Below are 24992 nucleotides of genomic sequence, written 5' to 3' on the forward strand. Positions count from 1 at the left end.
GAGCAACGGTTTTTATTTTTCTTATACAAATGTAAATGGATCTGTATGTAATTGCGAGGCATGAATGTGTACATTGAGTTTCTTTGCATCCACTTTTTCTTGCAATTGCTTTTGTACACCTTGCTTCATTACTTTTTCAACGTTATGTCCTGGGTCAACTATATTTAAACCGAGCATCATCGCATCATGAGCAACATGATAATACATGTCACCTGTTACATATACATCTGCTCCTTTAAATTTAGCTTGATTGATGTATTTGTTACCATCACCACCAAGTACAGCTACTTTGCGCACTTTATCATCTAATTTCCCAACAACTCGTGCACCCTTTACATCTAATGATTGCTTTACATGTTCTGCAAACTGTCCAAGTGTCATTTCTTCTTTTAAGTATCCTATTTTCCCAAGCCCTAATGTTTCGCCTTTGTTATCAAGTGGATACACATCATACGCTACTTCTTCATATGGATGTGCCGTTACCATTGCTTTAATCACTTTTCGTTGTAGTGAAACTGGAATAATCGTTTCGATCCGCACTTCTTCTACGCGCTCTAACTGTCCAGTTTCCCCTACATAAGGATTTGTCCCCTCTTGAGGTACAAACGTACCTGTACCCTCGCTACTAAACGTACAGTGGCTATAATTGCCTATATGACCAGCACCTGCGTCTCCTAATGCTTTTCGTACTTCCTCTGCATGAGTTACTGGCACAAACACAACAACTTTTTTCATTTCTTCTGCATATGTCGGTGCCAAAACTTCTGTATTTTGCAACCCTAACGCCTCAGCAAGTAAATCATTTACCCCGCCCTTGGCAACATCCACATTTGTATGCGCTGCATAAATGGCAATATCATTTTTAATACACGTTTCAATAATTCTTCCGTACGCTTTATCTGTATGAATCGCTTTTAACGGATTAAAAATTAAAGGATGATGCGCGATAATGACATTCGCTCCTAATTGAATCGCTTCCTCCACAACTTCCTCCGTTACATCTAATGCAATTAATACGTGTTGTACAGATTTATTAAGCGCTCCAATCTGCAGACCAATTTTATCTCCTTCCATCGCCAGATGCTTCGGATACATACTTTCAAATAAAGAAATAATTTCATGGCCGTTTGGAATTTTACTCATGATAAAATCTCCCCTATCATTTTCATTTTCGCTTCTACTTCTGCACGTTTCGCTTTTGTTTCTTCAGAATTAGCCGCACGTTCTAACTGTTTTAAAATATTTTGGAAGTTTTTCAATTCCCCTTCCCATTTTTCAACGAAAGCTTCACTTTTTTCTTTTATTAAAAATGGCCCCATAAACAATCCCGCTTGTTTATTTTCCGAGTAAGGTGCTTCGACATTTCCTCGCTCTCCTACTAAAATCTCGTAAATTTTCCCATCTTCTTTTACGATTTTTTCATGGATAAGCTCCCAACCATTTTCAACAAACCATTCACGAATATGATGTGCTGCAATATTCGGCTGTAAAATTAAACGTGTTACACCTTCTAATTTTTCTTTACCACTTTCTAAAATGTCACGAATTAACGCTCCGCCCATTCCAGCAACCGTAATTACATCTACTTCTCCTGGCGCTATAACAGCTAATCCATTCCCTTTACGCACATCTACTTTATCTTGCAAGCCACTTTCAGCTACAGTTGCTTGTGCAGAGCGAAACGGTCCATCTACAACCTCTCCAGCAACTGCTTTTGTAGCAATATTATTTATAATTGTATAACACGGTAAATACGCATGATCCGATCCAATATCAGCAACTGTAGATCCTACCGGTATTTCACGCACAACTTCTTCTAATCGTTTTGAAAGCTTTACTTCATTCATGTATTTCCATTACTCCTTCTCTTGTCAGTCTGTCTCCATGATAATGAATTTATAGTAGTTGTTGCAAGCCTATAACAACAATTCACTCCTCTATCATTCATCGTATTTTAGAAAATATAGAAAAACAAGCCCTTTGCATAAGCAAAAGACTTGTCATACGGAACTTTATTTTTTCTTCGATAACCAATCAGCTACTTTAGTGGCTTGATCAGCTGGAACTATATTAGCAGGCATATTGCCCTTTCCTTTCGAAAGAATTTCTTTAATTTCATCCTTTGAAAGTTTCCCACCAATTTTTTGTAAGTTAGGTCCTACTGCCCCTTGTAACTGATCACCGTGGCAGCTCGTACAGCTTTGCTTCACAATATCCTCTGGTTTTGATGCTGTTTGTGCTGGCTTCCCGCCATTTTTTGCATCAGCTAACTCTTTAGATTTATTTAGCCCCTGAAATGAAAATACAAACATAACGATAATACCCAATGCTGCAATAAGAGCGAACGGAATCAGCGGATTACGTTTCATATCTCTTCTCCCCCCTCTATACCCCTAAATAGTTAGATGATTCAGTCATTTCCATTGTACTTGAAAACGCTCTATCAGAAAAGAGAAAACTACTACTTGTTAAAAATATTCCATAAATTCAGTTTATTGTTTTTTATTGTCATATAGCTTATTATTTCGATAATTATTAACGTTTCTCATCATATTTTTCGCTTTTCTACATATATTTTTGTATAGAATAAACAAAATTAATCGAAAAATCGAAAAATGAGCATTTGCAAATCAAAAGACAATTCTGTAAAATAAATTACAAGAAATTGTAATCGTTGCCGATAGCTAAATTTTAACAAAAATTAACAAAATAAAAAAGTTTACTTCACAAAGGTGAAGTAAACTTAAAAAATAACCTATTCTAAGAAATCCTTAAGACGCTTACTACGACTTGGATGTCTTAATTTGCGAAGTGCTTTTGCTTCAATTTGACGGATACGCTCTCTCGTTACGCCGAATACTTTCCCAACTTCTTCAAGCGTACGAGTTCGTCCATCATCTAAACCGAAACGAAGACGCAGAACATTTTCTTCACGATCTGTTAGTGTATCTAACACATCTTCTAATTGTTCTTTTAGCAATTCATAGGCCGCATGGTCCGCAGGCGATGTTGCTTCTTGGTCTTCAATAAAGTCACCTAAATGGGAGTCATCTTCTTCACCAATTGGTGTTTCAAGAGAAACTGGCTCCTGTGCAATTTTTAAGATTTCACGTACTTTTTCTGGAGCAAGATCCATTTCTTCACCAATCTCTTCAGGAGACGGTTCGCGACCTAAATCTTGTAATAATTGACGTTGTACACGAATTAACTTATTAATCGTTTCAACCATATGAACTGGAATACGAATTGTTCGCGCTTGGTCCGCAATCGCACGTGTAATAGCTTGGCGAATCCACCAAGTTGCATACGTACTAAATTTGAAACCTTTACGATAATCGAACTTTTCAACAGCTTTAATTAGACCCATATTACCTTCTTGAATTAAGTCTAAGAAAAGCATACCACGGCCTACGTAGCGCTTTGCAATACTTACTACAAGACGTAAGTTTGCTTCTGCAAGACGACGTTTCGCTTCTTCATCGCCTTCTTCAATACGCGTTGCAAGTCGAATTTCTTCTTCTGCAGATAGTAAGTCTACACGACCAATTTCTTTTAAATACATACGAACAGGATCGTTGATTTTAACCCCAGGTGGTACACTTAAATCATTGAGGTCAAACTCTTCTTCTGTTTTTGTAATTTGGCGATTATTAGGGCCTTCTTCGTTGTCATTATCACCAACTAAGTCAATGCCTTGTTCACCTAAATATTCATAGTATTCATCCATTTGATCGGATTCAATTTCAAATCCATTCATGCGTTCTGCAATCTCTTCATATGTAAGAACGCCACGTTTTTTTCCGAGCTCAGTGAGTTGTTCTTTCACTTGCTCAAGGGTCATTTCAGTTTCAATTTGTTTAGAACGAGCTGGTTTGTCAGCCATCTGTTCCCCTCCTTACGCGAGATACAAACATTCATTATACTAAAACTTTATCAAAAAAGCTATTTTCTCGCTTTTTGATTTTGTAAATATGCTACATAATATTTAGCAGCCTCTACAGGATCTGTTTTTTCCATTTGTTTCACTTTAAAGATGATCTCCATCTTTTCAAGTTTTTCCTGATGCCGTCTAAGCGTCTCCAAATGGCCTTGCAACACTTCTTCTGTGTATTCTGGATTAATAAATTCATCCGTCGAAATATCAGTGATAATATTTTTCAACTTTTCATCAGAGAGCCAACTTAAAAATGTTCCGACTGAAGGTTCATTTCCCTTTTCATAATATGCGTATAGTTCATATAAAATCCCTTTATGTTCTTCTGTATGAAAATCTTCTATATGGGATTCCATACGAACAGCTACTTCTGCACTTTGCAACATATGGTAAATAATTTCTCTTTCCGCTCTTTCAAAACCTGTTAACTTCGGTTTTGTTTGAACGACTTGAGACGGTTTAGCAACCTGCTTTATTTGTTTTTGCTGTACCTTTTGTTCTTTGCGATATTGGTGCAATTGATTCAAAAGTGTTTCCATTGAATACGAAAATTCTTGCGATAATGACTTCAAATATGACTCTGCCTGCATCGCATCTTGTAACAACGATAACTCTTTTAAAACACTTTTCACATATTCTTCTTTGCCAGACTCATCTTGCAAATTTTTCCCTAAACGCAAATAATTTATTTTAAAACCAACAAAACTCACACTTGATTTCACAAGATTTTCAAAAGCGGTAGTCCCATATTGTTGCACATATTCATCAGGATCAAGCTTATCTGGCAAGGATGTGACTTTCACTTGGCAACCAACTTTTAGCAATAATTGCCCTGCTTTCATCGTCGCTTCTCGCCCTGCTTTATCACCATCATAGCAAAGAACAACAGTTTCAACGTTACGTCGCAGAAGTTTTGCTTGTTCTTCAGTTAAAGCTGTTCCCATTGTCGCAACAGCTTCTTCCACACCACTTTTTACCGCAGCTAGTACATCGGCATATCCTTCAAAAAGAACCACTTGCCCACGCTTTCTAATAAACGGTCTTGCTTGGTGGAAGTTATACAACAATTTACTTTTGTGAAAAATCGGTGTTTCAGGGCTATTTAAATATTTCGGAGTGTCATCCCCTAACGCCCTTCCACTAAACGCTATCACCTTACCTTGTAACGTATAGATCGGGAACATAACTCTTCCACGGAAGCGATCGTAATGACTACCATCCTTCTCACTTCTTATTAGAAGGCCAGCTTGTTCCATACTAGACAGCGATAAACCTCTTTTTTGTAAAATTTTCGTCGCTGCATCCCAAGCAGGTGATGCATAACCAATTTCAAACTTCTCAATCATCTCTTTCGTAATACCACGGTTTAATAAATATGAAAGTGCTTCATTTCCCTCTTCCGTATTTACTAATAAATGATGATAATACTTTTTCAATAATTCATGAGCTTGTTGCATGATGACAGTGTCATCAGATATGTCTTCTTGTTGTCCTTGTCCTGATGTGTACTCTGCAACCGCAATTCCATTTCTTTCGCCTAGCTTTTGAACAGCCTCGGTAAAAGCCAGTCCTTCCATTTTCATTAGAAAGGAAAATACATTTCCACCTTCTCCACATCCGAAGCAATGAAAAATTTGCTTATCAGATGAAACAGAGAATGAAGGAGAATTCTCACCATGAAATGGACAAAGGCCGAAATAGTTACGCCCCTGTTTTCTAAGTTGAACGTATTCACCAATCACTTCTACAATATCGGATGATGTCCGAATCTGTTCAACAACTTCTTCGGGAATTCTGTTCCCCATAACTCCATCTCCGTGTCGTATTTTGTATTCGATATAAATTAAAAAATTCCTTTATAATTCGACAATATTTTTCTAAACTTGTTAGAAAGTGTTGCCGATTACATTGTATAAACGATTTTGAACCTTTCCTATAGGTCCTTTATCTGCATAAATCGCATATACATACTTGCTATATAAAATTGTATACATTTGCTCATCTGTTACAAATGTATCTCTTAGAAACAATACATATACACCTTTTTACAAGAAGAGTAGCAAGCCACATATACTGTTTGATCTTGAGATCTGTAACTTTTTCATGTTGATCCATATAACAATCAACTCCATTTTGTTCAGTATCTACAATGATCCAATTGCCTTGCTATTTCCTTAAAGGATGAGCATATGATGCGACAAACAAAATTCCGACATGAAATTCCGCTCCAACTTGCACAATTTCAGCCTTCACGGGATATACATCTACACCAACTAATATGTTGTTGATGTTTTGCATATTTCTGTATTCTACATCCCTTCTGTGAATCCTTCCATAATGTGCGTTTTCTTGTATAGATTTTGTCGATTTAACGTAATTACATGTCTTTTTCGTAAATCCTATCCCTAGTTTATTCTGAAAAATTAAAGTCTAAACGTAAAATATAGGTTTTTATCACAATTTTTTATTATAATATATTTTCTTCAACTACGCTACATATCCCTTTATTTTTTCAGCTTACATTTCAGGATGACAAACTCACACCTTGAATATACTAAAAGACAAAGGAGTATAAGTATAACCATTACACTACAATCTATTACAAAATCCATAGATATCATATTTCACACGAGCGAAAAAAGCACATTCACCTTTGGTAAATGTGCTAAAACATTTTTTGGTTTTGCACTGCATTCACAATAATATTTGCTGTTTCTTCAATCGCTTTATTCGATACATCGATTACTTGGCAATTTATTTTACTAATTACTTCCTCAAAGTGATCAATTTCTTCTTGAATACGATTAATATTTGCATATGTTGCTCCATCACTTAATCCAAGTGATTTTAATCGTTCTTTTCGAATATGATTTAACTTATCTGGCGTAATTTTCAAACCGAAACATTTTTCTTTTGCCACTTGATATAGTTCTTCAGGTGGGTCAACTTCTGGCACGAGTGGTACATTCGCAACTTTCAAGCGTTTGTTATGAGCTAAATATTGGGAAAGTGGTGTTTTTGATGTACGCGAAACACCAATCAACACGATATCTGCTTTTAAAATACCTCGTGCATCTCTGCCGTCATCATACTTCACAGCAAACTCAATCGCTTCAATCTTTTTAAAGTATTCTTCATCTAACCTACGGACAACACCTGGCTCATATCTCGGCACTTGCCCCGTAATTTCTTCAATTTGATCAATAAGAGGGCCGATAATATCGTATGCCTCTACCCCTTCTTTTGCAGCCTCTGTTACTAAATACTGGCGCATATCAGGCTTAACTAACGTAAAACATATAAGTGCTTGATTACTCTTAGCAATCGAAATCACTTCTTTTAATGTCCCTGTATCTTCTACATACGGTACACGTCTAATATCAGGAGCAAACGGGAATTGCCCCATTGCTGCTCGAACAACCAAATCAGCCGTTTCCCCTACAGAGTCAGATACGACATATACGATTTTATTATCCATTACATTACCTCACTTTAAACAAATTACACTTATTCGTTATTTACTAAATTTACAAACGCACGTGTAATATTTGTTTTTGTAATTCGCCCAATCACTTCTAAACCTTGTTTCGTATCTTTTACAACTGGCATTGCATCAATCTGTCTTTCTATTAATTCCATCGCAATATCATATAAAGAATCCTCTCTACGACACATCGCAATGTTTGGCATCCTTGTCATGATAATATTAACCGGAAGAGAGGTTAAATCCTGCTTTCCTAAGCTCGCTCTTAATAAATCTTTACGAGACACAACACCAACTAATAGAGTCATCTGATCTACAACGAACAATGTACCAACGTCCTCTAAAAACATCGTACAAATTGCATCGTATACGGAAACATTTTTATCAATTACAACCGGTCTAGATTGATAATCTTGTACTTTAATTTTCTTAACAGCTTCAGATAATAGCTGCCCCCCAGTTTTACCCGTATAAAAATAACCTACGCGTGGACGTGCTTCTAAATAACCAGCCATCGTTAAAATTGCTAAGTCTGGTCTTAGCGTCGCACGTGTTAGACCCAATTGCGCTGCAATTGATTCCCCTGTAATAGGACCGTGATCTTTTACAATCTGAATGATATGTTCTTGCCGTTTATTCAGCTCTATGATAATCACCACCTTTAATGCACAACGAAAAAAGTTATACTATCTCCTAAATATTATATACTAAATATGCTATTCGAAAAAGAAAGTATGTAAAAAGGACCGTATACGGCCCAAAATTATATTTGAAACTTATCAAGTTGTTCTAAAAAACGTCTTGATTTCAAATAAATTCCGCAATATTCATCATAATATGTATTCAATACTAAACGCATTTGTTTTTTTGTGCTATCCTTTACCGATACATTTCCGAGCCTATGTAAATCGAAATGGAAGAAAAGACGTAATAATTTATGAACAGCTTCTCCTACCGGTATACGATATGGGTCTTGCTCTGCATGACGTGAGCACAGAAAACCGCCTTCCCTTACGGAGAAGGCGACAAAGTCTGTTTCTTGATGACAAATCGCACATGTATCAAAGTACGGGCGCATCCCTAATACCGGAAGCATTTTCGTTTGATAAATTAATGATAATACTTCTGGATCAACACCCTCACACATATAATGCAACGTTTGATATAACATTTCAAATAAATACGGATTATGTTTTTTATCTTCTGTTGCTTTATCAGTTAACTCAACAATAAATGATGCATAAGCAGTTAAAAATATATCCTCGCGAATTTCTTTCATAGTTGAAATAATCTCGCCTTGTTGCAATGTTCCAAGCCCAGATCCCATTTGAATAAGAAAATGGCCATGTGTCATTAATTGCGACACAGATGCTAATCGGCTTTTCGGTTTTTTTGCCCCTCTTGCCATTGCACTTACCTTACCAAGTTCTCTTGAGAATATTGTAACAATCTTGTTCGTTTCTCCGTAATCTGTCGTACGGATAACGATGCCCTCAACTTTTTGAAACATGTTCGTCACCATCCAAGGTTTGAACAAAACGGGTCAAGAAATTGGAGAGTCTAGATGCGCTAGCTCCTCTTCATGTTGATCCATCTCATCGTTTACGTCTTTTTCCATTTCTTTCAAAAGCAAGTACGTTTCAATGCTTCCTGTTTTGGAGAAAAACTTCCAGGTAAAATCTAGCATAAGAATCCACCTTTCTCAATAAGCGTAGCCTATAAACCAATTTCCTTTGTTGTTATTAAATTGACCCATTTTGTCCATTTTCATGTGAGAAAAATTTTTCCTAATTTATCAAAGTTCATAAAAACCAATAATCAGTGGATGAACCAACCATCCACTGATTACAACTTTACTCTATTTTAGTACTCATCCTCGCGGAAACCTAGGTCACGAAGCTGAGACATTTTATTACGCCAATCTTTTTGCACTTTTACCCATACTTCTAAAAATACTTTAGAACCAAGTAGCGCTTCAATATCAAAACGAGCTCGCTTACCAACTTCTTTTAACATTTTCCCTTGTTTTCCGATGATGATTCCTTTTTGTGATGCACGTTCAACAACAATCGTTGCATTTATATAAACTGCCCCGCCCTCACGCTTTTGAATCGCATCGATAACAACAGCCACAGAATGCGGCACTTCTTCACGTGTTAAATGTAGTACTTTCTCACGAATAAGCTCTGCAATAATAAATCTCTCCGGATGATCCGTTACTTGATTCTCTGGATAGTATTGTGGTCCTTCTGGTAAATACTTTTTAATTGTTCCAATTAAAGCGTCCACATTATTACCGTCTAACGCAGAAATTGGTACAATCTCTGCAAATTCATGTAGTTTACGATATTGATCAATTAACTCTAGTAATTGCTCTGGATGAAGTTGGTCAATTTTATTAATGACTAAAAATACTGGTTGTTTCGTTTCTTTTAATTTCTCAATGATGAATTCCTCACCACGACCAAATCCTTCAACTGCATTAACCATAAACAGAACAATATCAACTTCTTTTAATGTCGTTTGCGCCATCTTTACCATGAAGTCGCCTAATTTATGTTTAGGTTTATGTATTCCTGGTGTATCAATGAAAATAACTTGTGCATCATTTTCTGTATATACACCTTGAATTTTATTACGAGTCGTTTGTGGCTTATCACTCATAATAGCAATTTTCTGGCCGATAATACGGTTTAAAAATGTAGATTTTCCAACATTCGGTCTGCCAATAATAGAGACAAAACCTGATTTATAACCTTTTCTATTCATGTAAATCCTCCGCTAAAAATGCTCCTGGTAACAATTCTCCGACTGTCGTCTCTTGAACGTCACCATGTAAGTTTGATAAGTATACTTTCGTATCCTGTTTACATAATTCTACCATAACTTGTCGACATGCTCCACAAGGAGGTACTGGGCGCTTTGTATCTGCTACAACCGCAATGGCTACAAATTCTTTATCTCCTTCAGAAACCGCCTTAAATAAAGCTGTTCTTTCAGCACAATTACATAAGCCATATGATGCATTCTCAACATTACATCCACGATATACTTTTCCACCGCGCGTTAATAATGCTGCACCTACTTGAAATTTAGAATATGGTACGTACGCTTGTTTACGCGCTTCGATTGCTTCTAGAATTAATTGTTTACTATTCATATTCCCGCATCCTTCCTGTTCACAGCTATGAAGAGATACACTCTCTCATTAAAGGCCCTTACAGCACTTCCAAAGCTTAATAAAAGCTTCGGAATGCAACTATACCATATACGGTAAAAAGATAATAGCACCAATTATAACAGCTATAATTGCAAACAATAAAACCGCTCCTGCCGCAACATCCTTTGCAATTTTTGCAAACGGATGAATATCGGCAGTCGCTAAATCTACCGTTTTTTCCACAGCCGTATTTACCATCTCTAAACTCATTACACTCCCTATTACAATAAGTAATATCATCCACTCTATTTTCGTAATATGGAAATAAAAGCCGCAGCATATAACAATGACTGCGGCTAAATAATGGATTTTCATATTTCGTTCATGACGAAAACAAAAGAATATACCAGCTATAGCATATCCAAAACTATCTATAAGTTTTCCTTTTTTCATCGTCCTAATCCAAAAGCTTCTAAAATTTCTTTTTGTCTTCCGAACATTTCTTTTTCATCTTCTTCTGTCATGTGATCATAACCAAGTAAATGTAAAAAGCCATGTAACGCCAAAAATCCAAGTTCACGATCGAAAGAATGTCCGTACTCTTCAGCTTGCTCTTTCGCCCTTGGAATAGAGATAATAAGATCCCCTAACATGCGCGGCATCTCTGCACCAACAATCTCCATTTCTCCTTCTCCCATCTCTTCCATGGCAAAGGATATTACATCTGTAGGTTGATCTTTATCTCGGTAATCACGATTAATTTCTCTAATGCGCTCATTATCTACAAATGTCACCGATACCTCCGCACCATCCTCGATATTTTCCATTTGAGCTGCTTTTTCTAACACTTCACGAATTAAACTCATATACTCTTCTTTTACTTCTTCTGTTTCATCAATAAAATCAATTAACAAACTCATTCTTTCTCCTTTTCTTCCGGAGGTTCCGGATATGTAATACGCGAATGGAAAATACCATTTAACGTTTCACACAACGTTTTTCCAACGATTTGTAGTTCCTTAAACGTCAAATCACATTCACTAAATTGACCGTCTTGCAGTCGATCTTTAATAATACTTTGCACCAAATTATTAATTTGTTCTGGCGTTGGGTGATTCATAGAACGTACCGCAGCTTCTACACTATCAGCAATACCAACAATTGCCGATTCTTTCGAAGTTGCTTTTGAACCTGGATAACGGAACATCTCTTCTGTATATTTTTCTTTATCTTCTTTAATAGCTTTATAATAAAAATATTTCAGTAACGTTGTACCGTGATGTTGCCCAGCGATATCAATAATTTCTTGTGGAATATGATATTCTTCGAGCATTCTTACTCCATCCGTTACGTGAGCAATTATAATATCTTTACTCGTTACAGGATCTAATTTATCATGCGGGTTTTTAATTCCCATTTGGTTTTCAATAAAGAATTGCGGTTGTACTGTTTTTCCTACATCATGATAATATGCCCCTACACGCGCTAATACACCATTTGCCCCAACTGCTTCACAAGCAGCCTCAGAAAGATTCGCTACCATTACACTATGATGATATGTCCCTGGCGCTTCTAACAAAATTCTGCGTAAAAGCGGATGATTTGGACTTGATAGTTCCATAAGCTTCATACTTGATACGATTCCAAGTCCACTTTCTAAATATGGTAAAATCCCCATAGCCAAAACGGATGATATAATCCCTGAAAGTGAAGCCATTAATAATTGCGTACCAATTTCAAGAGGCGAAAAATTCCCATTACGTAATAATAAGAGCGCCGCTAATACGACTACATTTAATACAGAAACGAGTATACCAGCTTGTAAAATCATTGTACGACGATTTTTTTCTCGCAAGAAAATACTAACCGATAATGAACTTAACAATACGTAAATCCCTACACTATAATTTAATGTACTCGTTACTCCTTCATTAAACATAATACTTCCGCATACAGAAAAAATCATACTCGTTAAAAAGACAAATCGATCACCAATCATTAGTTTTACAAGTATTGTTCCCATCGCAACTGGGACAACATATGCAATCCCTGCGTATTCAAGTTTTTGAAACAAACTAATGATTTTCATTAAGACGATTGTGATAGACAAAATTGTAATATACGCTAAAACATACGGTCTATCTTCTCTTTTTCTCTTTAAAAATAATTCAAATTGTTTATGCATAAAGTATAGTAATACACCAATGAGTACCGCTAATCCAACATAAGGTTGAAAGCCGTTCCCTTTTTCTAACAAACCAACTAATTTCAACTGATTATACACATCACTTGAAATCGTTTCACCTTCTCTAACAAGAACTTGTCCTTGAAGAATATAAACAGGTGGAACTAAATCTTCCTCTGCTTTTCTCTTCTCTTTCGTTAAGATCGGGTCATAAAAATAGTTCGCTGAAATTGCATATCTTCCTAGCGCCTTAATTGACTCTTTTAAACCATTATCAACATTAACACTATTCATCTCACTTACATATCGTTCTTTCGCATCTTTCAATTCGTCCATTTTAATATGCTCAGTCATGATACTATTAATCGCTGTGACCGCAGCATCTTTCGCTAATACTAATTGGCTCGAATCTGCATTAATCAAATTTAGTAAGTTTGAATCAGATAATTCTTTCGTTAAGTCAGCGGGTAGTTTCTTTTTTAACTTATCCACTTTCTCAGCATCAGTCATCTTTTTTTGATCATCCGGTCCAACAGCTTTAATCTCTTGCACCACTTCATCCACTTTAGCAAAGACGTCATTCACAATATCAACTTTGTTTTGTTTATACTCACTTTTATATGTATATTGATCTTCAACTTTTGTAGCGGCTTCTTTTTTCTTTTTATCCGTTGTAACTTTATCTTCAATTTTTATAGGAGAATGGATTGTCTTTTTCGCAATAGAATACATATTAACATCTAATTGTTCTGGTTTTACATTATTCATAAGCGCAAAAAACAGCACTGCTCCTAACACAACGTAAGAAATCCAACTTAGTTTTTTCGAATGTTGTAAATTACGAAACCACTTAGAAATTTCTTGAGATCTTGACATGATTTTAATACCTTCTCCTCTCCAGAAATAAAGTGAAACTATTTATAGCTTTCATTTCTTCTACCCAACGATACTTTGAGGCAACATTTTACACACCAGTACCTATAGTTTATTTTCCTTATCTTTCATGATAGTAAAAAATATGACATTCGCCAACCTTATCATACAAAAAGAAATGATCCTGACAAATAGGATCATTCCATTTTATCATATGCCTCAATAATACGTTGCACCAATGGATGTCTCACAACGTCTGTTTGTTCTAATGTAATAAATGACAGACCTGATACACCAGATAAAATATTAGCAGCTATAGATAGCCCTGATTTTACCCCTTTTGGCAAGTCTACTTGTGAAGGGTCCCCTGTAATAACCATTTTAGAGCTAAAACCTAATCTTGTTAAAAACATTTTTATTTGAGCACCCGTTGTATTTTGAGCCTCATCTAAAATAACAAATGAATCATCAAGCGTACGCCCCCTCATATAAGCAAGCGGAGCTATTTCAATTACTCCTCGCTCCATCATACGCTGCGTATATTCTTGTCCAAGAATATCATGTAAGGCATCATATAATGGACGTAAGTATGGATCTACCTTCTCTTTCAAATCCCCTGGTAAAAAACCTAAATTTTCTCCAGCTTCTACAGCAGGTCTTGTTAAAATAATTTTCTTTACATATCCTTGTTTTAAAGCTCTCACAGCCATTACTACAGCTAAGTATGTTTTTCCAGTTCCTGCAGGCCCTATCCCAAAGACAATATCATTCTTCTTCATCGCATGAATATATCTTCTTTGCCCCATTGTTTTTACACGAATGGATTTACCTTTTGCAGTCTTGAAAATTTCTTCTTCATATAACTCTTCAAATTGAGCAATTTTCCCTTGTTGCGCGAGCTGAATTGCATACGCAACATCTCTCTCTGAAATTGATATACTTTTACGAATTACAACAAGTAATTGCTGTAAGATTTTTTCTACGAGTGTCACCGTTTCAACTGCTCCAGATACATGAACAGTTTCTCCTCTAGTTACGATCGATACATTCAGTTCTCGTTCAATTACTTTTAAATGTGCATCATTGACTCCAAAAAGAGCGATTGCTTCGTTAGTATTTTCCAATTGTTGGTTCATTTCTACTAATTGTTCTGCCATTACTCAGTCTCCTTGAATATCGGATTCGGATATTGGTTGTGGCTCTGCAATATTTTCAACCACAGTATAATGCAATGTGACTTTTAGTTGATCCGCCTCAACCTCTTTACTCAAAATCTTATCACTTACAATCATAGCATGTTCATCCAATTTTTTCTTTAGTTCTTTTTCGGCCATCTCCTTCGCTACTTTCAGCGCTTGCTTTTCTGTATATTCTCGATTCGCTTCTTCCTCTTCTCTCACAACATCTTTTTCATATGCAATCGGCAGTGTAAAACCAAATAATTTCACATCATGCTTTACACTTTCAGTACGAGAGCGTTTATACTTATCATGCTGAAATCCCCATATTTTTATTTTCGCATCCCCGAATTTAAGAAAATGTTCATTGTATACATTACCAGTATACACTTGGAATTGCGTCTTTAGCGGAACATCTACCTTAGATGTATACCACGTTTCGCCATACACAATACCTTTCGCTGAAACAATCGTCGGACTTTCCTCATTACCATATATTCCCGATACGAGAATCTGCCCTTTTTCTACATGATCATTCTTCAGTACAACCGGCTTTCCAACTTCTACAAACGTTTTTGTAATAATCGCTTCTTTTTTTGCTACTAAATTTTGCGGCCTTTGTTCCTTTTCTTTTTTTGGTTCGTTTTTTTCAACAATTTTAAAATGATACGTCGTTCCTCTTACTTCTAGTCCCGCCCAAGTAATGGCATTAATATTATCTGTCAAATGGCGTTGTACATCTTCTACATTCGGCATTTGAAATTGTAGTTTTCCTTTTTTAATACCCATTTTATCCAATTCTTTCATCAATATATATTCTGTTTCGGGTTTTGCTCCTGTAATTTCAATTTTCCAAACCATATTTGACATTGCAATCACGCCAAAAAAGAAAATTAAAAACCCAATTAAAAATCCACTATTTTTAATTAAACGCTTATTCCAAAAAGGAAAACCATAACGTCCAATAAAATATAATTTACATTCATTTTTTCTATAAATTGGTTTTATTTTTTTCACATCGCGTAACAACATACAAAAAACTAACGTTTCATCAGCTATTTTCTTAACATCCCAAACTAACAAATTCCTCCGTACACATTCATTAACAAACCGTTCCGCTCCTCTACCTTCAATCCGCACTTTTACATATCCAAGCCACTTTATAAACCATTTATTTTTCATTTACCACCTTCACTGCCTTTCTAAAAGTAGATATACTACTTTTTATTTGAAGCATTAAAATAGCTCGTACTAAAATGAAACAAATTAAAACTGTAATCGGTCTCTATCAACGAAACTTTTACAGGATAAAGAAGAAAAACTTCACAAATGGAAGTTTCACTTCAATCACCTTTTTTTTCATTTTCTAAAAATGTTACTTGCTCAATTATCCCTTCGAGCAAAAGCTCTTCTGGAAGAATCGTTTTAATAACAAAGGATTGTCCTTTAATTAGTAATTGACCATGTTTTAAAAGCAATCGCACTTCTTTATCTGAAAACACTAATAGCCCCCGATGATTTTCTATATAAATATGTATTTGCCCAACAAGAGTAATCCGAGGCAGATCCATTAATACATCCACTGGTAGGTCTACTTGTTTTGTTAACCAATTTTTCATTTGTTCTAATTTCTTCATCTCGAAAGACCCCCTCCTCATCCCATATATATGTATTTCTTCACAAGTGCCTATCGTGTTATAACGACTTCACTAACATAACTATATTCTGTAAGAGTTCATCTCATGTTAATTAAAACAGTCGCTATATGAAATCATATTTATCAGGACAATGATGGATCAGAGAATGTTACCCATAATAATAGAAGTATTAATACAAGAATATGCGCCCTCAGGGGATATCAGTACAAGTTAAATTAAGAAATTGAGCCTAGCAAGAAGTTGGAAACTTGAAAAAACCTGTTACAATTCGTTCTGGACGTGACATACTGACCATAGAATAAGTAGTTGTCATTCATTAGACAAATGAGATAAAATCCGAAAAAGGAAATTGCTCCACTCTGAATTTTGCGGTGTAAGTAAGAATATTTTATAGCTGGTTGTTATATGAATTTCAAAAAAATATTAGGATTCATTAAAAAACAAAAAAATGAATTAATAAGCGAGGAAATACGAAAGGAAATTGGATTTAGTCAAGAAATTTTGAATGTTATAAAACAAGTTACTAACAGCAGCATCCAGCCCTTTTATGCAACTGATTCAAAATCTAAAATAGCCGGAGTCTCTTTCGTTACCTTTGAGGATTCTGCTGAACAGCAAGTTATAAAACTTCAATCTGAGGTTCAGAAACTTGGATACTTAGCTTTTATTTGCGAAAGAAGTTTTAGTCAAGGAAGTAAGAGTGAGTGTAGAATTGCAATTACACAAGGAAATGACCAATTTGATATCCTTACAATCCAACAAACAAATGGCGTTAATTACGAAGTTAGCAATATAGATGTTATTTTTAAACTAAGAAAATGGAATGATCGCTATCCTTTTATCATAATCGGTGCAGATCATGACTGGGTTGATGCCATTTTTAGCGCGTTACCTACAGACGAAGAAATGCAATCTTTCGCGCAAGAAATGTATGAATTTTGTCCAGATATAGTGGAACAAGGAACAGAAAGCATTGAGGAGTTAGTCGAAGAAATTAAGAAAACGAAAAAGCTTTTTTATGGTGGGATTAATCATAACTAAGGCCGTTACCTTTTTTTACATACCAGAGGCGTTTCTATCACTTACAGAAACGCTTTTTAAGCAATATAGCGTTTTTCCTTAATAAGAACAATAAAAAAACGTCTCATACGAAATGAGACGTTTTTTTATGCTAATAGCTGGATAACCAACTTATTCACAAGTGATCCGTCTGTTTTACCTTTTACTTTCGGCATAACAACAGTCATCACCTTACCCATATCTGCTTTAGAAGTCGCACCAACTTCAGAAATAACTTGCTTGATTACATCAACTAGTTCTTCTTCAGTTAATTGCTCTGGCAAATATGCGCTTAAAATCTGAATTTCACTTTGCAGTTTATTAACAAGGTCTTCACGACCAGCTTTTTTAAATTCAAGGAGGGAGTCCTTATACTGTTTTACTTCACGAGCTAAAACTGTTACTTCCTCTTCTTCAGTAAGAGTATGTTGCAGTTTAATACCTTCATTTTGTAAAGCAGCCTTAACCATACGAATAACGGTTAATTTTTCTTTTTGTTTATTCTTCATCGCTTGTTTCATATCATCGTTTAAACGACCGAGAAGACTCATAACTTACACCCTCTCTTAGAATTTACGCTTTCTTGCCGCTTCAGATTTCTTCTTACGTTTTACACTTGGTTTTTCATAAAACTCGCGCTTTCTTGCTTCAGCAAGTGTACCAGTTTTAGAAACCGATCTTTTAAAACGGCGAAGTGCATCCTCCAAAGACTCGTTTTTACGAACGACTGTTTTTGACATTCTCTTTCCCTCCCTCCGAAACATCACACTTACATACTAACTTCAGCATGCAAAAAGAAACACTTCTTCAGCATGTCTTTTACGATTATAATACATTTTATCACTTCAGGTCAACTATTTGGCAGAATAAAAGAAGAATAGAAGCATTTCCTTTTCAAAAGTTATACAAATAGCTAGTATCCTTCTTTCATGAAGACAACTATATTTTTATCATTTCAACTTTTTTCATACAGGGATGCACGAAACGCCTCTCCACCTTCTAGTACTTAACCGCTTCAAATAAAGAAAGCATGCAAACCGTTTCCGGTTGCACGCTCTTTTTTATGCGCTTGCTGATTCTTTTTTCACATCATCTTCAAGAACACGAACAAATTGCGCTTCGTTATATGGATAGCCAGCTTTCGTAATTTTCACTTTCACTAGCTTACCAATTAATTCTTCTGATCCTTCAAATACAATTTTCAAGTAGTTATCTGTATACCCTACATATAACCCTTCACGGTCGCCGTCTTTAAATTGCTCTTCTGGAATGATTTCAAGCACTTCACCTTCAAACGCTGATGCATATTCTTTCGCTAATTGATTAGATAGCTCAATTAAACGATGAACACGATCGTTCTTCACATCTTCAGGAACTTGATCTTCCATGCGTGCTGCAGGTGTTCCTGTACGTTTTGAATAAGGGAACACGTGTAACTCAGAGAAGCGGTTCTCTTTAATGAAATTGTATGTTTCCATGAATTCTTCTTCTGTTTCACCTGGGAAACCAACGATTACGTCAGATGTAATCGCAAGGCCTGGTAACGCTTCTTTCAAACGATCTAAACGCTCTTGGAAGAATTCCATCGTATATTTGCGACGCATACGTTTTAATACAGTATTAGAACCAGATTGCAACGGAATATGCAAGTGACGTACAACTACTTCAGATTTATCTAACACTTCAATTACTTCATCTGAAATTTGACTCGCTTCAATAGAAGAAATACGAAGACGTTTTAATCCGCCTACTTCCGCTTCCATATCACGAAGTAATCCAGCTAAGTTATAATCTTTTATATCTTCGCCGTATCCACCTGTATGAATACCCGTTAATACGATTTCTTTATAGCCTGCATCCACTAATTGTTGTGCTTGTTTAATAACCTCTTTTCCATCACGAGAACGCATTAAACCACGCGCCCAAGGAATGATACAGAATGTACAGAAGTTATTGCAACCCTCTTGTATTTTTAAAGACGCACGTGTACGATCCGTGAAATAAGGTACATCAAGTTCTTCGTACACACGTGTTTTCATAATATTGCGGACAGCATTAATTGGTTGACGCTCTTTACGGAATTCTTCGATGTAACCTAACATCTTTTCACGATCCTGTGTACCAACTACAATATCTACACCTGGAATCGCCATAATTTCAGCTGGAGATGTTTGTGCATAACATCCCGTTACGCAAATAACTGCATCTGGATTTTGACGCACAGCACGTCTGATTACTTGACGGCTTTTTTTGTCCCCAGTATTCGTTACTGTACATGTGTTAATAACATATACATCAGCTTTCTTTTCATATTCTGTTCTTTCATAACCACCTTGTTTAAACAATTGCCAAATGGCTTCTGTTTCATAGTGGTTTACTTTACAACCTAACGTATGGAACGCAACAGTTGACATTGATCATCACCCCATCAATTCAAAATGATACGAAGCAGCACTTAACGCGTATAACGGCGCCGTTTCTGTTCTTAAAATTCTTGGTCCTAAACTACATGGTACAAATTTATGTTCACGAAGCGCTGTAATCTCTTCCTCAGCTAAACCGCCTTCTGGGCCAAATACAATCAATAGCTTTTGACCTGGTTTCATTGTCGTTAAAGCTTTCGCAAAATTAGATTTCTCGCCTTGTTTCGCTTCCTCTTCGTAAGCAACAAGACAAACATCATACTCACCACTCATTGTAAGCAGTTGCTTAAATGATGCCGGAGCATGTACTTCCGGAATTTCACTTCTATGTGATTGTTCCGCAGCTTCTTTCACAATTTTTCTTAAACGCTCAACTTTTTTATCAGCTTTTTTCGCATCCCATTTTACGATAGAGCGAGATGCTTGAAATGGTAAGAATGCAGCTGCCCCAAGCTCAGTTCCTTTTTGAAAAATCAACTCTAGCTTGTCTCCTTTTGGCAGTCCACTTGCAATCGTCACGAAAACAGGAAGTTCACTTGACGCCTCTACCCATTCTACAATAGCCGTATTAATAAATTCACTGGTAATTTCATCAATTGAACATACTGCCGTTTTTCCGTTTACACAGCAATAAATTTGATCGCCAGCTGTCATACGCATTACTCTCGCAATGTGATGTACATCATCACCTACAATGCGAATTTTTGCTTCACTTACATGTTTTTCTTCTACAAAATAACGTTGCATATAATCACCTTAGTAGAGTTTCGTTCCTTTCGTAAGTCAACACTTACGAAAAGAACGAAACATTATCATTTTTCATATAACAAACGGCAAGTCCCTCACCTTATAGTGAGAGACTCCCCTTTTCATTATAGACTAAAATCTATATTACGCATTTCGTGCAATAATTGCTACCCAATCTTCCATTCGTAACACTTCTTCAATTGTAAATCCAGCTTGTTCTAACGCCTCAGAAATTACTTTTTCCTTCGCAGCAATAATGCCCGATGTAATAAATAATCCACCTGACTTCACAACTCTCGCTGCATCTTCAGGGAATAAAAGAATAATTTCTGCTAATAAGTTAGCTACAATTAAATCAACAGGACCTTCAATACCTTCTAAAAGACTATTTTGCCCAACAGACACGATATCATCTGTTTTATTTAAACGCACATTCATTTCTGCACTTTCAACTGCAACCGGATCTAAATCATATGCTTGAACAGAAGACGCATCTAATTTTGCCGCTGCAATACTAAGCACACCAGAACCTGTTCCTACATCAATGATAGTGTCACCTGGCTGTACTGTTTTTTCTAAAGCACGAATACACATCGTTGTTGTTGGATGAGTTCCTGTACCAAACGCCATACCTGGGTCTAATTCAATGATTTTTTCATCAGGAGAAGATGGTGTATATTCTTCCCACGTCGGTACGATTGTGAATGTATCAGAAATTTGTACTGGATGGTAATATTTTTTCCAAGCAGTAGCCCAATCTTCTTCATTGACTTCGTTAACGGTAATATTTCCAGTACCAATTTCAATGTCGTAAGATGGAAGCACATCAATAGATGATTTTACACCTGCAATCGTTTCATGTAAAGAATCCGTTTGCGGGAAATATGCTTTTATTAATACACCTTCCGCCGGATATTCATCTGGATTCAATGCATAAATTTCACCATATTGTTGCTCGCGCTCTTTCGTTAACTCCGCTGGATCCTCAATCGCAACTCCGCTAGCACCAGCTTCATGTAAAATATGAGAGACAGCTTCTACTGCTTCTTCTGTTGTATGAATACTAATTTCTGACCATTTCACAATTTACCAACTCCATTTTTTATTTCCATTATTCCCCTTTGAAAGCACGTTTAAGCTTTCCGAATAAACTATCATCCTGCTCTTCTTGTCCTGCAAATTCACGTAATAAATCTTTTTGCTGTGAAGTCAATTTCGTCGGTACAACAACACGAACGACTACATATTGATCTCCTTGGCCGTATCCACGTACGTTCGGAGCACCTTTTCCTTTTAAGCGGAATTCTGTTCCAGTTTGTGTTCCTGCTGGAATTTTCAGCTTCACTTTACCATGAACAGTAGGAACTTCCACTTCATCACCAAGCGCCATTTGCGCAAATGTTAATGGCATTTCGCAAATAATGTGATCTCCTTCACGCTCGAAGAATTCATGATTTCTTACATGAACGACAACATATAAGTCTCCTGCTGGTCCGCCATTTACGCCGGCTTCACCTTTTCCAGACACACGAATTTGTTGACCATTATCGATACCCGCTGGAATTTTAACATTGATTTTTTTACGCTTACGAACTTTACCTGAACCGTGACATGTCGTACATTTTTCTTTAATAATTTGTCCAGTTCCTGAACAATGACCACAAGCTTGACGGTTTACGATACGACCAAACGGTGTGTTTTGTTCGACACTCACTTGACCAGAGCCTGAACAATGTTTACATGTTTCTTTTGAAGTTCCTGGTTTTGCTCCACTACCTTTACAAGTATCACATGGATCTTCTACTGGAATTTCCACATTTAATTCCTTACCAAAAATAGCTTCTTCAAAATCTAAAGTGACTTGATATTGTAAGTCAGCACCTTGGCGCGGAGCATTTGGATCACGACGTCTGCCGCCGCCACCGCCAAAGAAAGAACTAAATATATCTTCAAAACCGAAGCCACCGCCGAAGTCTCCTCCGCCGCCAAATCCACCGAATCCTTGATTTGCACCAGCATGACCAAATTGATCGTACTGCGCACGCTTTTGATCATCACTTAACACTTCGTATGCTTCTTGTACTTCTTTAAACTTTTCAATTGCATTTTCTTCTTTGCTTACGTCTGGATGGTATTTTTTAGCCAAACGACGATACGCTTTTTTTATTTCATCTGTTGAAGCGCCCTTGCTAAGTCCAAGGACCTCATAATAGTCTCGTTTACTCATAAATTTACAACCCCCGAATCTTTCACATAAACGTAATTTTAACACCGAAAGAAAGTGCTTTGCAACAAAGTTTCCTCACTTACAGTATGCAAAGCGAAAAACTTAAGATCCTCGCACATCGCTTCTCATTCGTGAAAAAAGCCAAAGTCAAGGCACGCTTGACTTTGACTTTTTGTCATCTTACTTATTATGTTTACAGTTGAATTACTTGTCTTCTTTTACTTCTTCAAACTCAGCGTCAACTACATTGTCTTTCTTCGTGCCAGCGTCTTGTGCACCTTGCGCACCTTCTGCTTGACCAGCAGCTGCTTGAGCTTGCTCGTATAATTTAACAGTTAATTGTTGTACGATTTCTTGTAAAGCATCTTTTTTCGCACGAATTTCTTCAAGCTCGTTTTTCTCAATTGCAGCTTGTAATGCTTCTTTCGCTTCTGTTGCTTTTGCAACTTCAGCTGCATCTACTTTACCTTCTAAATCTTTTACAACTTTGTCTGTTTGGAATACAAGTTGGTCAGCTTCGTTACGAAGTTCAACTTCTTCCTTACGTTTTTGGTCAGCGTCAGCATTTGCTTCCGCTTCTTGTACCATACGTTCTACTTCTTCATCAGAAAGACCTGAAGAAGATTGGATTGTAATAGCTTGCTCTTTGCTTGTTCCTAAGTCTTTCGCACGTACGTTAACGATACCGTTCGCATCAATATCGAATGTTACTTCGATTTGTGGAATACCACGTGGTGCTGGTGGAAGGTCAGTTAATTGGAAACGACCTAACGTTTTGTTGTCAGCTGACATTGGACGCTCACCTTGTAATACGTGAATGTCTACTGCTGGTTGATTATCAGCAGCTGTCGAGAATACTTGTGACTTACTTGTTGGAATTGTAGTGTTACGCTCGATTAATTTCGTGAACACGCCACCCATAGTTTCAATACCTAAAGAAAGTGGAGTTACGTCTAATAATAGAACGCCTTCTACATCACCAGTAAGTACGCCACCTTGAACTGCAGCACCTAATGCTACAACTTCATCAGGGTTTACACCTTTATATGGCTCTTTACCAGTTTCACGTTTAATAGCTTCTTGTACAGCTGGGATACGAGTAGATCCACCAACAAGAATAACTTTATCTAATTCGCTTGGAGCAAAACCAGCGTCTTTTAATGCACGACGAGTTGGCTCTAATGTTCTTTCAACAAGACCTGCTGAAAGCTCTTCGAATTTCGCTCTTGTTAACGTTAATTCTAAGTGTAATGGACCAGCAGCTCCAGCACTAATGAATGGTAATGAAATTTGAGTTTGTGTTACACCAGAAAGATCTTTTTTCGCTTTTTCAGCTGCATCTTTCAAGCGTTGAAGCGCCATTTTATCTTGGCTTAAATCAATGTTATTTTCTTTTTTGAACTCAGCTACTAAGTGATCGATGATAACTTGGTCAAAGTCATCGCCACCAAGACGGTTGTCACCAGCAGTTGAAATAACTTCGAATGTGCCGTCTGCTAACTCAAGGATAGATACGTCAAATGTACCGCCACCTAAGTCATATACTAAGATTTTTTGTTCTTCGTCTTGTTTTTCTAAACCGTAAGCAAGTGCTGCTGCTGTTGGCTCGTTAATGATACGCTCAACTTCTAAACCAGCGATACGACCAGCATCTTTCGTTGCTTGACGCTCTGCATCGTTGAAGTATGCAGGTACTGTAATAACAGCTTTCGTTACTGTTTCACCTAAGTATGCTTCAGCAGAAGCTTTTAAGTTTTGTAAAATGATTGCAGAAATTTCTTGAGGTGTATAATCTTTACCTTCAACTTCTACTTTGTAGTCTGTACCCATATGACGTTTAACAGACATGATTGTATTTGGGTTTGTAATTGCTTGGCGCTTTGCAACTTCCCCAACTTGACGTTCTTCATTTTTGAAAGCTACAACAGAAGGTGTTGTACGGTTTCCTTCTGGATTTGGGATAACCTTTGGTTCTCCACCTTCCATAACAGCTACACAAGAGTTTGTTGTACCTAAGTCAATACCGATAATTTTACTCATGGCGAATCCTCCTAGTTTTATGTA

The 24992-nt window shown here is 36.6% G+C and carries 27 protein-coding genes; 1 reads left to right on the forward strand and 26 read right to left on the reverse strand.

The annotated features are described in order from the left end of the window. Positions 1-21: 21 nt before the first annotated feature. From QCI81_RS08425 to yqfC, 19 genes are all read right to left on the reverse strand, one after another. Entirely contained in the window at positions 22-1143 is a 1122-nt protein-coding gene (locus tag QCI81_RS08425; RefSeq protein ID WP_000036248.1) for a Nif3-like dinuclear metal center hexameric protein, read from the reverse strand. Further along, on the reverse strand, positions 1140-1847 hold the full coding sequence (locus QCI81_RS08430; protein WP_001006547.1) for a tRNA (adenine(22)-N(1))-methyltransferase: 708 nt from the start codon (positions 1845-1847) through the stop codon (positions 1140-1142). The genes QCI81_RS08425 and QCI81_RS08430 overlap by 4 nt, the downstream gene beginning before the upstream one ends. 165 nt (positions 1848-2012) lie before the next feature. After that, positions 2013-2369 (reverse strand): cytochrome c550, encoded by a 357-nt coding sequence (cccA, locus tag QCI81_RS08435; RefSeq protein WP_000828142.1) that lies wholly within the window; start codon positions 2367-2369, stop codon positions 2013-2015. 386 nt (positions 2370-2755) lie between these two features. Continuing rightward, positions 2756-3883, reverse strand: coding sequence for an RNA polymerase sigma factor RpoD (rpoD, locus tag QCI81_RS08440; RefSeq protein ID WP_000764066.1), 1128 nt, complete (start codon positions 3881-3883; stop codon positions 2756-2758). A 59-nt stretch (positions 3884-3942) separates the two neighbouring features. Next, positions 3943-5739, reverse strand: coding sequence for a DNA primase (gene dnaG, locus QCI81_RS08445; protein ID WP_000528221.1), 1797 nt, complete (start codon positions 5737-5739; stop codon positions 3943-3945). An 81-nt stretch (positions 5740-5820) separates the two neighbouring features. Next, a complete protein-coding gene (locus QCI81_RS08450) occupies positions 5821-5964 on the reverse strand; it encodes a hypothetical protein (RefSeq protein WP_000479733.1) in 144 nt (47 codons plus the stop codon). 136 nt (positions 5965-6100) lie between these two features. Then, complete coding sequence (locus tag QCI81_RS08455; protein ID WP_002024806.1) at positions 6101-6232, reverse strand: hypothetical protein; 132 nt, start codon at positions 6230-6232, stop codon at positions 6101-6103. Between the two features lie 367 nt (positions 6233-6599). Further along, on the reverse strand, positions 6600-7412 hold the full coding sequence (locus QCI81_RS08460; protein ID WP_000368944.1) for a pyruvate, water dikinase regulatory protein: 813 nt from the start codon (positions 7410-7412) through the stop codon (positions 6600-6602). Positions 7413-7441: 29 nt separating this feature from the next. Next, positions 7442-8074 (reverse strand): transcriptional regulator CcpN, encoded by a 633-nt coding sequence (ccpN, locus tag QCI81_RS08465; protein WP_000583756.1) that lies wholly within the window; start codon positions 8072-8074, stop codon positions 7442-7444. Between the two features lie 107 nt (positions 8075-8181). Then, entirely contained in the window at positions 8182-8928 is a 747-nt protein-coding gene (recO, locus tag QCI81_RS08470) for a DNA repair protein RecO (RefSeq protein WP_000487009.1), read from the reverse strand. Positions 8929-8961: 33 nt separating this feature from the next. After that, a complete protein-coding gene (locus QCI81_RS08475) occupies positions 8962-9105 on the reverse strand; it encodes a YqzL family protein (RefSeq protein ID WP_000883924.1) in 144 nt (47 codons plus the stop codon). A 176-nt stretch (positions 9106-9281) separates the two neighbouring features. Next, positions 9282-10187: a GTPase Era gene (era, locus tag QCI81_RS08480; RefSeq protein WP_001080230.1), complete on the reverse strand. Its 906-nt coding sequence runs from the start codon at positions 10185-10187 to the stop codon at positions 9282-9284. Continuing rightward, positions 10180-10578: a cytidine deaminase gene (locus QCI81_RS08485; RefSeq protein ID WP_001086285.1), complete on the reverse strand. Its 399-nt coding sequence runs from the start codon at positions 10576-10578 to the stop codon at positions 10180-10182. Before QCI81_RS08485 ends, era begins: the two co-directional genes overlap by 8 nt. Before the next feature lie 99 nt (positions 10579-10677). Continuing rightward, positions 10678-11031 carry a diacylglycerol kinase family protein gene (locus tag QCI81_RS08490; RefSeq protein ID WP_000715464.1) on the reverse strand — a complete coding sequence of 118 codons (354 nt, stop codon included), beginning with the start codon at positions 11029-11031 and terminating at the stop codon, positions 10678-10680. Next, positions 11028-11498: an rRNA maturation RNase YbeY gene (ybeY, locus tag QCI81_RS08495; protein ID WP_000054684.1), complete on the reverse strand. Its 471-nt coding sequence runs from the start codon at positions 11496-11498 to the stop codon at positions 11028-11030. The genes QCI81_RS08490 and ybeY overlap by 4 nt, the downstream gene beginning before the upstream one ends. Then, positions 11495-13639, reverse strand: a complete 2145-nt coding sequence (locus QCI81_RS08500) for an HD family phosphohydrolase (protein ID WP_000091513.1) — start codon at positions 13637-13639, stop codon at positions 11495-11497. Before QCI81_RS08500 ends, ybeY begins: the two co-directional genes overlap by 4 nt. Positions 13640-13833: 194 nt before the next feature. Then, positions 13834-14793: a PhoH family protein gene (locus QCI81_RS08505; RefSeq protein ID WP_000840520.1), complete on the reverse strand. Its 960-nt coding sequence runs from the start codon at positions 14791-14793 to the stop codon at positions 13834-13836. A 3-nt stretch (positions 14794-14796) separates the two neighbouring features. Then, positions 14797-15996 (reverse strand): sporulation protein YqfD, encoded by a 1200-nt coding sequence (gene yqfD, locus QCI81_RS08510; RefSeq protein ID WP_071729639.1) that lies wholly within the window; start codon positions 15994-15996, stop codon positions 14797-14799. A 161-nt stretch (positions 15997-16157) separates the two neighbouring features. After that, the gene (gene yqfC / locus QCI81_RS08515) at positions 16158-16451 is read right to left on the reverse strand and encodes a sporulation protein YqfC (protein ID WP_000732269.1); all 294 of its coding nucleotides are present in this window, start codon (positions 16449-16451) and stop codon (positions 16158-16160) included. Positions 16452-16877: 426 nt separating this feature from the next. On the opposite strand from yqfC, the gene QCI81_RS08520 reads away from it, so the two are divergent. Beyond that, entirely contained in the window at positions 16878-17513 is a 636-nt protein-coding gene (locus tag QCI81_RS08520) for a DUF4253 domain-containing protein (protein WP_483298833.1), read from the forward strand. 125 nt (positions 17514-17638) lie between these two features. Here QCI81_RS08520 and QCI81_RS08525 read toward each other — a convergent pair whose 3' ends face one another. The 7 genes from QCI81_RS08525 to dnaK all read right to left on the reverse strand — a co-directional run bounded on the left by QCI81_RS08525 (position 17639) and on the right by dnaK (position 24968). After that, a complete protein-coding gene (locus QCI81_RS08525) occupies positions 17639-18082 on the reverse strand; it encodes a GatB/YqeY domain-containing protein (protein WP_071729637.1) in 444 nt (147 codons plus the stop codon). Positions 18083-18097: 15 nt separating this feature from the next. Further along, the gene (rpsU, locus tag QCI81_RS08530) at positions 18098-18271 is read right to left on the reverse strand and encodes a 30S ribosomal protein S21 (protein WP_000048061.1); all 174 of its coding nucleotides are present in this window, start codon (positions 18269-18271) and stop codon (positions 18098-18100) included. Positions 18272-18592: 321 nt separating this feature from the next. After that, the gene (gene mtaB / locus QCI81_RS08535) at positions 18593-19945 is read right to left on the reverse strand and encodes a tRNA (N(6)-L-threonylcarbamoyladenosine(37)-C(2))-methylthiotransferase MtaB (RefSeq protein WP_000108679.1); all 1353 of its coding nucleotides are present in this window, start codon (positions 19943-19945) and stop codon (positions 18593-18595) included. Between the two features lie 6 nt (positions 19946-19951). Continuing rightward, positions 19952-20701: a 16S rRNA (uracil(1498)-N(3))-methyltransferase gene (locus QCI81_RS08540; protein WP_001190142.1), complete on the reverse strand. Its 750-nt coding sequence runs from the start codon at positions 20699-20701 to the stop codon at positions 19952-19954. Positions 20702-20845: 144 nt separating this feature from the next. Next, on the reverse strand, positions 20846-21784 hold the full coding sequence (gene prmA, locus QCI81_RS08545; protein ID WP_071729635.1) for a 50S ribosomal protein L11 methyltransferase: 939 nt from the start codon (positions 21782-21784) through the stop codon (positions 20846-20848). A gap of 28 nt (positions 21785-21812) precedes the next feature. Next, positions 21813-22928: a chaperone protein DnaJ gene (gene dnaJ / locus QCI81_RS08550; RefSeq protein WP_000043947.1), complete on the reverse strand. Its 1116-nt coding sequence runs from the start codon at positions 22926-22928 to the stop codon at positions 21813-21815. A 204-nt stretch (positions 22929-23132) separates the two neighbouring features. Continuing rightward, positions 23133-24968 carry a chaperone protein DnaK gene (gene dnaK / locus QCI81_RS08555; protein ID WP_000034701.1) on the reverse strand — a complete coding sequence of 612 codons (1836 nt, stop codon included), beginning with the start codon at positions 24966-24968 and terminating at the stop codon, positions 23133-23135. Positions 24969-24992: the final 24 nt, after the last annotated feature.

The sequence above is a fragment of the Bacillus cereus group sp. MG20 genome (genome assembly GCF_040459885.1).
GTDB lineage: Bacteria > Bacillota > Bacilli > Bacillales > Bacillaceae_G > Bacillus_A > Bacillus_A cereus.

Bases quoted from the DNA above. Each gene is read 5' to 3' on its own strand.
- QCI81_RS08425 (WP_000036248.1), bottom strand. From the start codon at position 1,143: ATGAGTAAAATTCCAAACGGCCATGAAATTATTTCTTTATTTGAAAGT.
- QCI81_RS08430 (WP_001006547.1), bottom strand. From the start codon at position 1,847: ATGAATGAAGTAAAGCTTTCAAAACGATTAGAAGAAGTTGTGCGTGAA.
- cccA (WP_000828142.1), bottom strand. From the start codon at position 2,369: ATGAAACGTAATCCGCTGATTCCGTTCGCTCTTATTGCAGCATTGGGT.
- rpoD (WP_000764066.1), bottom strand. From the start codon at position 3,883: ATGGCTGACAAACCAGCTCGTTCTAAACAAATTGAAACTGAAATGACC.
- dnaG (WP_000528221.1), bottom strand. From the start codon at position 5,739: ATGGGGAACAGAATTCCCGAAGAAGTTGTTGAACAGATTCGGACATCA.
- QCI81_RS08455 (WP_002024806.1), bottom strand. From the start codon at position 6,232: ATGCAAAACATCAACAACATATTAGTTGGTGTAGATGTATATCCCGTG.
- QCI81_RS08460 (WP_000368944.1), bottom strand. From the start codon at position 7,412: ATGGATAATAAAATCGTATATGTCGTATCTGACTCTGTAGGGGAAACG.
- recO (WP_000487009.1), bottom strand. From the start codon at position 8,928: ATGTTTCAAAAAGTTGAGGGCATCGTTATCCGTACGACAGATTACGGA.
- QCI81_RS08475 (WP_000883924.1), bottom strand. From the start codon at position 9,105: ATGCTAGATTTTACCTGGAAGTTTTTCTCCAAAACAGGAAGCATTGAA.
- era (WP_001080230.1), bottom strand. From the start codon at position 10,187: ATGAATAGAAAAGGTTATAAATCAGGTTTTGTCTCTATTATTGGCAGA.
- QCI81_RS08485 (WP_001086285.1), bottom strand. From the start codon at position 10,578: ATGAATAGTAAACAATTAATTCTAGAAGCAATCGAAGCGCGTAAACAA.
- QCI81_RS08490 (WP_000715464.1), bottom strand. From the start codon at position 11,031: ATGAAAAAAGGAAAACTTATAGATAGTTTTGGATATGCTATAGCTGGT.
- ybeY (WP_000054684.1), bottom strand. From the start codon at position 11,498: ATGAGTTTGTTAATTGATTTTATTGATGAAACAGAAGAAGTAAAAGAA.
- QCI81_RS08500 (WP_000091513.1), bottom strand. From the start codon at position 13,639: ATGTCAAGATCTCAAGAAATTTCTAAGTGGTTTCGTAATTTACAACAT.
- QCI81_RS08505 (WP_000840520.1), bottom strand. From the start codon at position 14,793: ATGGCAGAACAATTAGTAGAAATGAACCAACAATTGGAAAATACTAAC.
- yqfD (WP_071729639.1), bottom strand. From the start codon at position 15,996: ATGAAAAATAAATGGTTTATAAAGTGGCTTGGATATGTAAAAGTGCGG.
- yqfC (WP_000732269.1), bottom strand. From the start codon at position 16,451: ATGAAGAAATTAGAACAAATGAAAAATTGGTTAACAAAACAAGTAGAC.
- QCI81_RS08520 (WP_483298833.1), top strand. From the start codon at position 16,878: ATGAATTTCAAAAAAATATTAGGATTCATTAAAAAACAAAAAAATGAA.
- QCI81_RS08525 (WP_071729637.1), bottom strand. From the start codon at position 18,082: ATGAGTCTTCTCGGTCGTTTAAACGATGATATGAAACAAGCGATGAAG.
- rpsU (WP_000048061.1), bottom strand. From the start codon at position 18,271: ATGTCAAAAACAGTCGTTCGTAAAAACGAGTCTTTGGAGGATGCACTT.
- mtaB (WP_000108679.1), bottom strand. From the start codon at position 19,945: ATGTCAACTGTTGCGTTCCATACGTTAGGTTGTAAAGTAAACCACTAT.
- QCI81_RS08540 (WP_001190142.1), bottom strand. From the start codon at position 20,701: ATGCAACGTTATTTTGTAGAAGAAAAACATGTAAGTGAAGCAAAAATT.
- dnaJ (WP_000043947.1), bottom strand. From the start codon at position 22,928: ATGAGTAAACGAGACTATTATGAGGTCCTTGGACTTAGCAAGGGCGCT.
- dnaK (WP_000034701.1), bottom strand. From the start codon at position 24,968: ATGAGTAAAATTATCGGTATTGACTTAGGTACAACAAACTCTTGTGTA.